This is a genomic window from Methylobacterium sp. Gmos3 (assembly GCF_056430985.1).
Genome location: NZ_JBWJYL010000003.1, coordinates 266,081 through 276,575 on the forward strand (window position 1 = coordinate 266,081; position 10,495 = coordinate 276,575).

Here is a 10,495-nt window from a genome sequence, read left to right on the forward strand (position 1 = left end):
CGGCGGACGAACCTTCCACCGTCGGTTGTTGAAAGACTCAGTTCCTCACCGGCTTCGCACCGATCTCCAGGCGATAGATCGTCGTCGGGAATTTCACCGCCGAGGATTCCCCGCCATTCATGGCAGGCGTGCGGTTCATCTGAGCGGCCGGAATCCAGAGGCCGCCCTCGTCGTCGATCCACATGGCGTCGACCCAGACGAGGCGCGGATCCTGCACCAGGGTGCTGGTGGTGCCGTCAGGGGCGATCTTCAGGATGCGCAGGGCGTCGGTGTCGCTGGAGTAGATGGTGCCATCGGCATCGATGGCGGTCCCGCCGGTCGCAACGGTCGGCGCGAACAGCTTCACATGCTTCGCCCGCTCGGCATCGCTGGCGCCCTCGTCATCGAGCCACTTCGTCTCGATGCTGTAGAGCGGTCCGGTGCAGGGCTGATAATAGAAGGTCTTGCCATCGGGCGAGACCTCCAGCTGATCCGCATGGATCGCCAGGAGCTTCCCCTTGTCGTCGCGTAGGACGCGTCCCTGCCCGGTGAGCGGTCGCTGGGCGATGGTCGACCAATGCCCGTCGAGCACCCGCCGCAGCTTGCCCGTGGCGAGATCCAGCACGATCAGCCCTGGACGCCCCGCATCGGTGAGGTAGACCTTGCCGCCGTTGAAGCGGAAATCGTCGATGAAGCTCTTCTCGTCCGTGGCCCCCCCGAGCGGATAGACCTTGCGGACCTCGTTCTTGGCGATGTCGATCTGCACGAGCTTCGGGCCGCCCGGCAACGGCGCCTCGCCGAGCCCCGGCGCGCCCTTGTCCACCACCCACAGGTCTCCGTCCGACCCCATGCGGATCGCGTTGACCGCCACGAAGGCCTTGGCCGGGTCGTCGCCCTGCTTCCAGGCGTTCCACGCCTCGTTCGGGTAGGCGACGACCTTGCCGTCCTTCCATTCGCCGAGTTCGAGGCCCTTGTCCTTGGTCTGGCGCTGGAACGGCGAGAACACGCGCCCGTCCTTCGAGCGGGTGACGCCGTTGAAGACGAGGCTGTCGCTCTGCAGCATCGCCTTCAGCGCCGCGCCGTCGAACGCGGCGCCGTCGGCGGCATGGCCGGGCGCGCCGAGGCCGAAGGACAGGAGGAAGGCGGCGGCGAGCGTCTGGCGGATCATGGGGCGTCCCTGGAGGCGTTCAGCCTCGGAAAGACGCCGTCGCTCGGCTTGTTCCGGACGAAGACGCCGCAGCCGGATGAACCTTCGCTTGCGGGATCCGTTGCCGCCGGCTTCCCACCGAACGGATCGGACTTCATGCGGCTCACCCTCCTCGCCCTGTCTCTCACCCTCGCATCGCCCGCTCTCGCGCAGACCGTGACCGGAGGGGCCGGCAACACGGGCGTCACCCCGCCGGCCAATGTGGGCGGCGTCACGCGTGGCGAGCGCGATCTGGGTCCCAGCCCGATCACGCGAGGCAACGAAGCCAATTCGAGCAACTCGCCCGTCCCCGGCACGACACCCGGCGTGAATATCGGCGGCACGAGCACCAGCGGGCCGCCCGGCACCGGCGGAGCAGCCGGCGGCCCATCACTTGCTCGTTAGGAAATCGTCGGTAGGTTGTACGATAACTCATCTTAAAGTTGTGCGAGTCCATCGTGCCTGTTCGATTGGGGCTCGATGGATTGATGTATCGCGCGCTCTTCTGCTTGACGCACGAACACACGGCCTGGGCGGTGCCGCTTGCCGCCCTGGTCTGCTGGTTTTCCTGTCTTGCGACGCTCTACATCCTGCGTCAGGCCCGGGGCGGTTTCGATGCGCGCCACACCGGCTGGATCCTCGGTGCGGGCCTCGCGGCCGGCATCGGCATCTGGTCCACGCATTTCATCGCCATGCTGGGTTACGATCCCGGCTTCGGTATCGGCTACGATCCGTCGATCACGCTCCTGTCCCTCCTCGTCGCGGTAGGCTCCTCCTGTGTGGCCCTGATCCTCGCCCGTCGCCTGTCCGGGGTGGGCGGCGCGGCCCTGTCGGGGGCGGTGCTCGGGCTCGGCATCGCGGCGATGCACCTCACCGGCATGGCCGGCGTGCGCTTTCCGGGTGTCTTCGTTTGGCACATGCCCATCGTCGCCCTCGCCCTGGGGGCCTGTACCGGCCTGTCCGCCCTGGCGCTCACCGCCGCCCGCCGCTCGGACGGCCGCCAGGGCGATATCCTGGCGGCGACGTTGCTCACCGCCGCCATCGCCTGCCTGCACTTCATCGCGATGGCGGCGGTGGAGATCGTGCCCGATCCGGCCTCGGTCCCGCAGGTGGACACCTTCCCGCCCGGTGTCCTGGCGCTCGGCATCGCGGCCGGGATGCTGACCATCCTCGCCATGACGGGGCTGGCGCTGTTCGTGGAGCATCTGCACCGCACGAACCGCACGCTGCGCGAGGGCGAGCAACTGCTGCGGGAGAAGAGCAGATTGCTCGACACAGTCCTGGAGACGATGGACCAGGGCCTGATGATGGTGGATTCCACCGGCCTCGTGCGGGTGTGCAATGAGCGCGCGATCGCCCTGCTCGGCCTGCCGCCGGCCCTGATGCGCGCGCAGCCGTCCTTCGAGGCGGTATGCCGCCAGCAGGGCAGCGCCCCTTCGCCCGAGACCTTGCACCATTGGTCGCTCGACGGCATCGGCGCAGGGGAAACCCGCGCCTTCGAGCATGTCGGGCCGCAGGGGAGCGTGGTGGAGGTGCGGCTCGTGCCCCTCGCCGGGGGCGGAGCGGTGCTCACCTTCACCGACATCACCGCGCGGAAGGCCGCCGAGGTGCGGGTGGCGCAGAGCGAGGTGCGGCTGGCGCTGGCGCTCGACGCGGGCAGCGACGGCCTGTGGGATTCCGACCTCGTGACCGGTTCCGCATGGTGCTCGGAGCGGTGGTGGCAGGTGCTGGGCTACCAGCCGGGGGATCTCGAAGCCCATGCCCGCACATGGCGGATGCTCGTCCATCCCGAAGATGCGCCGCTCACCGAGCGTGTGCTCGCGGACCATCTCGAAGGCCGCACGGCCCTCTACGAATGCGAGCACCGGATGCGCCGCAGCGACGGCACCTGGGCTTGGCTCCTCACCCGGGGGCGGGTGGTGGCCCGAGGCGAGGATGGCCGCCCGCTCCGCTTCGTCGGCACGCAGATCGACATCAGCGCCCGCAAGGCCGCCGAGCGGCAGATCGCTCACATGGCCCGCCACGACGGCCTCACCGATCTGCCGAACCGGGCCCTGTTCTACGATCGCCTCGACGAACGCCTCGGCGAGCTGTGGCAGCGGGGCGGCTCGGCGGCGGTGCTCTGCCTCGACCTCGACCGGTTCAAGGCCGTCAACGACCGCCTCGGCCATCTCGCGGGGGATGCGGTGCTGCGCGCCGTGGCCCACCGGATCCGGGTCGAGGTGAGGGGGGAGGACGTTGTGGCCCGCCTCGGCGGCGACGAATTCGCCGTGCTCGTGGCCGATGGTGGCGATGTCCCCGCCGTCGAGGCCTTGGCGCGGCGCCTGATCCAGTCGGTGAACGCGCCCGTTCCCTTCGGCGAGCAGCGGGTGGAGGTGGGCCTGAGCATCGGCATCGCGCTGGTGCCGGCCCACGGCGAGAGCGGCGAAGAGGTGTTCAAGCGGGCCGATCTCGCCCTCTACCGGGCGAAGCTGGAAGGCCGGAACACCCATCGCGTCTTCGAATTCGCGATGGACGAGGCGGAGGCCGAGCGCCGGGATCTCGAAGCCGATCTGCGCCGCGCCATCGCGGAGAACCAGCTCACGCTCCACTATCAGCCGCAGATGACGACCGGCGGCCGGGACCTCGTGGGGTTCGAGGCCCTGGTGCGCTGGCGCCATCCCCAGCGCGGCCTCGTGCCGCCGAGCGTCTTCGTGCCGTTGGCCGAGGAGGGCGGGCTGATCATCGCGCTCGGCGAGTGGGTGCTCCGCGCCGCCTGTCGTGAGGCGGCACGCTGGAGCCGCCCGCTGAAGATCGCCGTGAACCTCTCGCCGCTCCAGTTCCAGCAATCCGATCTGGCGGAGCGGATCCTGGCCATCCTGGCCGAGGCGGGCCTGCCGCCCGCACGGCTCGAACTCGAGATCACCGAATCCGTCATCATCAACGACATGGCGCGCGCGCTGAGCATCCTGCGCCGGCTGAAGAGCTTCGGCATCTCCATCGCCATGGACGATTTCGGCACCGGCTATTCGTCGCTGGCGACGCTGCAGGCCTTCCCCTTCGACAAGATCAAGATCGACCGCTCCTTCGTCGGCCATGTCGAGGGCAGCCCGCAGGCGGCGGTCATCGTCCGGGCGGTGCTCGGGCTCGGGCGCAGCCTCGGCATGGGCGTGGTGGCCGAGGGCGTGGAGACCGCCGACCAGATGCGCTTCCTCACCGAGGAGGCGTGCGACGAGGTGCAGGGGTACCTCATCGGCAGGCCGGAGCCCATCGCGGTGTTTTCCCCCTACCTCCACGGCGAGGGCGCGGCGGCGGCCTGGACGAGGGATGTCGGCGCCCGCCTCGCGGTCCCGGAAAGACAAACTGTCGGCGCCCTGAAACGCGCCGGGACGAACGGAGGTTAGCGAGAGGAGTTCGGGCGCTTCCCCGAATGGAACGGGGGCGCCGATGCCGAACTCCACTTCGCCGCGTCAACACAAGAACACGGGCGCCGCCTCTCTCATCTGGACGCTCGGGCTCGCCACCGCGCTCGTTGGAATCGTGGCCCTGCCGAGATCGCGCGGCGCCCGCCAGCCGGACGACGCCCGCCAGCCCTCACCCTCCCATGCCGGTCCCGAGGCCGAGCACGTCGCCCGCACCCAGGCCGACCGGGGCCGCAAGGCCGCCAAGCCCACCGAGATTCCCGCCGCGGGCTGGAAGGACATCCTCCTGCGCACGTGGCGGGATATCGGCGAGAACCGCATCATGCTGGTCTCGGCCGGGGTGACGTTCTTCGCCCTGCTGGCGATCTTCCCGGCCATCGCGGCCCTGGTCTCGCTCTACGGCCTCGTGGCCGATCCGGCGACCATCTCCGAACAGCTCGGGAGCCTTCAGGGCATCCTGCCCCAGGGCGCCCTCGATATCGTCGGCGAGCAGGTCAAGCGGCTGAACGAGAAGGGCAGCACCACACTCGGCTTCAGCCTGTTCCTGGGGCTCGCCCTGTCGATCTGGAGCGCCAACGGCGGCATGAAGCACGTCTTCGATGCCTTGAACCTCGTCTACAACGAACGCGAATCCCGCGGCTTCGTCACCCTCAACCTCGTCTCGCTCGGCTTCACCGCCGGCGCGCTGCTGTTCCTCGTGCTGGCGCTGTCGGGCGTGGTGGCCCTGCCCCTCGCCCTGAACTTCCTCGGCCTCGGCGAGGGCGCATGGTGGCTCTCCCAGTTGCGCTGGCCGGTCCTGTTCCTGGCGGTGCTCCTCGGCCTCGCGCTGCTCTACCGCTACGGCCCCAGCCGCGATGCCCCACGCTGGCGCTGGGCCACCCCCGGCTCCGCCCTCGCAGCGTTCCTCTGGCTCGGCGGCTCCCTGTTGTTCTCGTGGTACGTCGCCAACTTCGGCAAATACAACCAGACTTACGGGTCGCTCGGCGCCGCCATCGGCTTCATGACCTGGATCTGGATCTCCACGACCATCGTGCTGCTCGGCGCGCAGGTGAACGCCGAAATGGAGCACCAGACCGCCGAGGACACGACCGTGGGGAAGCCCCAGCCCATGGGCACCCGCCGCGCGAAGATGGCGGACACGGTCGGGAAGGCCGCCGACGCTACTTAAGTAAACCGGCAAAGTTTCAATCCCGTCCGGCGCTCCCGGTTCTACGGCGTCAATCGTGTCCCCGCGCAAACTGTTGCGCGAGGGCAACGATGCCGAAAGAAGCGGTGCGCGCGCCTGATTTTTAGAGGGATAGGACCTCTCGGCGGCTGACGCCGCAAGATGTGTCGATCTCAACCCCAGATCGGCCGATGAAGTCGAACGACACAGGGCTGTGCCATGAAAGCTTTCATCTGACAGATCTCGCAATTGTCGGCATCGACCCAGTTTCAATATCATTCCAAAAATTCATCGGTTGAAGCGGGTTTGCCCGGTGTCGCGCGCCAAACGCTTCGGACGAGTGTCTTCAGTTTGATGCGACGATGACGGGCCGCATTGTACTCACGTTCCAATGCGCTTCCGATTTGTGAATAGGGCCGACGCCCGATCCGGTGCGCCCGCGAACCTGCGCGACAGGCCCGTGACGCCGATTCCCGTGCCCGGAGCACCGATCCGCACTCAAAGCGGTTCGCTTTTCGAGCGTCCGGTACGGCGAGAGGGCTTGCAAGACAATCATCAGGACCCACCGCCCGCACGATGATCAAGCGCCTTGTAGTGCGGCGTCAACCTAAACAATCATAACGGCCCGAGCGCTCCATCCGAATAATGTGATCTATTCGCATCTGCGGCATGTTGAACGTTAGGGAGCCGCTTTCATTATCATAATTCGCATTTCGGATCCTACGATGACAGGCGTGTCCCTGAAGCCTGCACACAACTGATAATCCATAATAGATTATGCTTATTATATCATGTATATTGAGAAACTAAGCTATATACACGCGAATCATTCGCCAAATACGTAGCTAATATACAGCAAACACGCGATGTACGATTTCATTAATAACATTCGTTAATGGCGCCGCGCGGCCGATGCATTGGGCCTCGGCCTGTTAATCGTTGACAGGCGCGCCTCCGGTGGGACATCACCGTATCGCCAAGTAATAGCCAAATACTATTACTATAGGTTGTGGCTACAGCAAGTACAACTTGTGAATACGAGCATCTTGTTAGGTTATTTGGAAGCAAGATCGGCAGGGCGCGCGACGGATCGAGCCGGAGGCGCGGCTTTCGGATGCGGCGACGCTCGGGTCCGCGTGCGGGCGGTTCGAGCGGGGGTGATCGGATGAACAGGCACGAGGTTCAAACCCGTTTCGACGACCAGAGCCCGAACCGGCTGGCGGACGAGCGCGACTCGGCCGTGGTCGGGCTGCTGGCGGCGGCCATCTCCGGCTTTCTCGTAGGCCTCGTGACGCGGGGAGAATTCGCCTGCGCGGCGGCTGTGGCCGTGCTCGTGCCCGCCACCGGCATCGCCGCATGGCGGCTCCGCGCGGCCTTCGCGCGGGGATCGTTCGAGGCGGGCGACGGGGCGCCAGACAGTCCGACCGCTGAGATCGCCCGAACCAATCCTGTCGCGCGGGGCGAGCGCCACACCGAATGAACCGGCCGGCACGGCGCTCATCGGTAGCGCCGGCCGGCATCCACGAGAATTCAGGGGGCGCGACGTCGAGAAGCGCCCTGCAATCCAAGTCGAAAACCGTGACGAAGATCACGACGACTTGGCGAAGACACAACGAAATCATCCGCGACGGCAAACGGCGCGAACAAGTCTGAGGGGCTACAATGAACACGCGTCGCAAGGATCAAGGCACCCGTGGCGGGGCGCATCTGGGCTACGCGGTCGGCATCCACGGGGAGCTGACCGACGGGATGCGCAGACGCATCATGGCGGTACTGCGCCTGTCGTCGCTCTTCGTGGCCTTCGGCAAGCGGGCCCGCGTCGGCGCCCTGGGGGCCGGCGCGATCTCGGCGGTCCTCGCCATGGTGGCGCCCGCCCTCGCCACCTCGACCGTGAACGGAAACGGCGCGACGGCGGGCGGCACGGATGCCTCGGCCTACGGGCAGAGCGCGAACGCGAGCGGCAACTACTCGGTGGCCCTGGGTGTGAGCACCAAGTCGGGCGGCCCCTACGCGACGGCGATCGGCGACGCTGCCAACGCCGCGGGCGCGGGCGGGACGGCGATTGGCTCGAGCAGCAGTGGTGTGGGTGCGAAGGCGGCGGGTCAGGACAGCATCGCCATCGGCGGCGCCGTGGCTTCGACGAACCAATCGATTGCGCTCGGTCTGAATGCCAACTCGGGTGGCGCTTCCGGCGATGTGGCGATCGGCAACGGGGCCACGGCCGCAGGCGGCTCCAATTGGTCGGCGATTGCGATCGGGACGTTGGCGAACGCGCAGGGAAACGTGGCGATCGCGCTGGGCTACGCGTCTTATGCTTCCGCGAACTCAGTGGCCCTGGGCTGGATGTCGAACGCCGCCGGCGGTTACGCGACGGCCCTTGGCAATGGGGCGAATGCCGGCGGCGGCAGTGCGACGGCCGTTGGCAATTATGCTACCGCGGCCGGCGGCTCTGCGGCGGCAGTTGGCTATGGGGCGACCGCAAGCGGTCCCTCCTCCCTGGCGCTTGGTCAATCTGCCGTGGCGTCCGCGACAGGGGCGATCGCACAGGGGTCGAACGCGAATGCTTCGGGCGCCGGGTCGGTCGCCATCGGCACGTCGTATAACTTCTCTCCCCTCGTGGGCGCGAAGGCGATTGGCGTAGAAGCCGTCGCCATTGGCGGTTCTTCCAATGCAGCGGCCAATTATTCGTTGTCATTGGGCATCAGGTCTTATGCGAGCGGCCTGAGTTCGGTTGCCGTAGGTGATTCGTCAGCCGCAGGCGGCTTTGGCGCGATCGCGATGAGCTGGTTGGCCAACGCGAGCGGAACCTACGCGATCGCGTTGGGCTATTCCTCAGCGGCCAGCGGCGTCAGTTCGTTGGCGATGGGCGGCACCGCCGCAGCGACACAGAGTTACGCGGTGGCTGTAGGCGGGAACGCGAAGGCGACCGGGTTACAATCGTCGGCGTTTGGGTGGTTTGCGGCATCCTCCGGCCAGTTCGCGACCGCGATCGGCACGAACACAGCGGCGAGCCAATCAGGTTCGCTGGCCTTGGGCACCAGCACCGCCGGCACGGGCGCGCAAGCGCAGGGCCAGGACAGTATCGCTCTCGGCGGCTCCTCGCGGGCGGCGTCGATGGCCGGTGTCGCCATCGGCCTGTCGGCAAGTACGACGAACACCGCGGATATCGCGCTCGGCAGCTCGGCGAGTGCTTCGGGCAATGGTACGGCGTCGGCGGTCTCGGTCGGTTACGGCAGCGTCGCGTCGGGGGCCGGTGCGACGGCGGTCGGGGACACGGCCAAGGCGTCGGCGAACTACACGGTGGCGATCGGCGACGCTGCCAACGCCTCGGCCGCCGGCGCGACGGCGCTGGGCACGAGCAGCAGCGGAGTCGGCGCGCAGGCGCAGGGTTCGGACAGCATCGCCGTCGGCGGCGCCCGGGCTGCGGCAAACCAGTCGATTGCGCTGGGCCTGAACGCCAACGCGATAGGCACAACCGGCGATATCGCGATCGGCAGCGGAGCCACGGCTGCGGGCGGCGGCGGCTGGTCGGTGATTGCCATCGGGACGTTGGCGAACGCGCAGGGCAATGCGGCGATCGCGCTGGGCTACGCGTCCTACGCAGCAGCGAACTCAGTGTCTCTGGGCTGGTCCTCGAACGCTGCCGGCGGGTATTCGATTTCGCTTGGCTATGCGTCGATTGCCGCCGGCAACACTGCGACGGCCCTAGGCACTTGGGCGAATGCCGCCGGCACCTATGCGTCGGCCCTGGGCAATTTCGCGACCGCCATCGGCACCTATTCGTCGGCCCTCGGCAATAGCGCGACCGCCTCGGGTTTTGCGACGACCGCGGTGGGCACGGGATCCAGTGCAACGCAATCCGGCGCGACGGCGATGGGCTGGGGCGCGGGGGCGACGGGGACGGGATCGCTGGCGCTGGGTTCGACCGGCGCCGGGACCGGCGCGAAGGCGCAGGGCCGGGACAGCATCGCCATCGGCGGTGCCGTGGCTTCGAAGGACCAGTCGATTGCGCTGGGTCTGAACGCCAAATCGGGCGGCGCATCTGGCGATGTGGCGATCGGCAACGGGGCGACGGCCGCAGGCGGCTTCAACTGGTCGGCGATCGCTATCGGGACATCGGCGAACGCGCAGGGGAACGTAGCGCTCGCGGTGGGCTATGCGTCCTACGCCGCAGTAAACTCGGTGGCCTTGGGCTGGACCTCGAATGCCGCCGGCGGCTACGCGACGGCCCTCGGCAACGGGGCAGCCGCCGCTGGCAACAACGCGGCGGCCCTTGGCAGTTACGCAAGCGCCGCCAACGGCTATGCGACGGCCCTTGGCAGTTACGCAAGCGCCACCGACAGCTATGCGACGGCCCTCGGCAATGGCGCAGTAGCCTCGGCGACTTACGCGTCCGCACTTGGCCAAGCTGCCACCGCCTCCGGCACCTATGCGACGGCCCTGGGCAGCCACGCGACGGCCTCGGGCTTTCTAACCACTGCGGTAGGCTGGGGATCGACCGCGACGCAATCCGGCGCGACGGCCATGGGCTGGAGCGCAGGGGCGACGGGGACGGGATCGCTGGCACTGGGCTCGACCGGAACTGGCGGCGGCGCGCAAGCGCAGGGTCAGGACAGCCTTGCGCTCGGCGGCTCCTCGCGCGCGGCGTCGATGGCCGGTGTCGCCATCGGCTTGACGGCGAGTGCGACGAATATCGCGGATGTCGCGCTCGGCCGCTCGGCGAGTGCTTCGGGCAATGGTACGGCGTCGGCGGTCTCGGTCGGT

General features: G+C 67.8%; 6 protein-coding genes. 5 read left to right on the forward strand and 1 reads right to left on the reverse strand.

Annotated elements, in window-relative coordinates; all coding sequences use genetic code 11:
• Window positions 1-37 precede the first annotated feature (37 nt).
• The gene (locus ACS5Q7_RS07635) at window positions 38-1,144 is read right to left on the reverse strand and encodes an SMP-30/gluconolactonase/LRE family protein (RefSeq protein ID WP_478338961.1); all 1,107 of its coding nucleotides are present in this window, start codon (window positions 1,142-1,144) and stop codon (window positions 38-40) included.
• A 138-nt stretch (window positions 1,145-1,282) separates the two neighbouring features.
• Here ACS5Q7_RS07635 and ACS5Q7_RS07640 point away from each other — a divergent pair, with 138 nt between their 5' ends.
• From ACS5Q7_RS07640 to ACS5Q7_RS07660, 5 genes are all read left to right on the forward strand, one after another.
• On the forward strand, window positions 1,283-1,570 hold the full coding sequence (locus ACS5Q7_RS07640) for a hypothetical protein (RefSeq protein ID WP_478338739.1): 288 nt from the start codon (window positions 1,283-1,285) through the stop codon (window positions 1,568-1,570).
• Window positions 1,571-1,674: 104 nt separating this feature from the next.
• Window positions 1,675-4,548 (forward strand): bifunctional diguanylate cyclase/phosphodiesterase, encoded by a 2,874-nt coding sequence (locus ACS5Q7_RS07645; RefSeq protein ID WP_478338740.1) that lies wholly within the window; start codon window positions 1,675-1,677, stop codon window positions 4,546-4,548.
• A gap of 43 nt (window positions 4,549-4,591) precedes the next feature.
• Window positions 4,592-5,734, forward strand: a complete 1,143-nt coding sequence (locus tag ACS5Q7_RS07650; RefSeq protein WP_478338741.1) for a YihY/virulence factor BrkB family protein — start codon at window positions 4,592-4,594, stop codon at window positions 5,732-5,734.
• Window positions 5,735-6,896: 1,162 nt separating this feature from the next.
• Window positions 6,897-7,211 carry a hypothetical protein gene (locus tag ACS5Q7_RS07655; protein ID WP_478338742.1) on the forward strand — a complete coding sequence of 105 codons (315 nt, stop codon included), beginning with the start codon at window positions 6,897-6,899 and terminating at the stop codon, window positions 7,209-7,211.
• Between the two features lie 182 nt (window positions 7,212-7,393).
• The coding region (locus ACS5Q7_RS07660) for a beta strand repeat-containing protein (RefSeq protein ID WP_478338743.1) at window positions 7,394-10,495 on the forward strand (3,102 nt) is incomplete at its 3' end.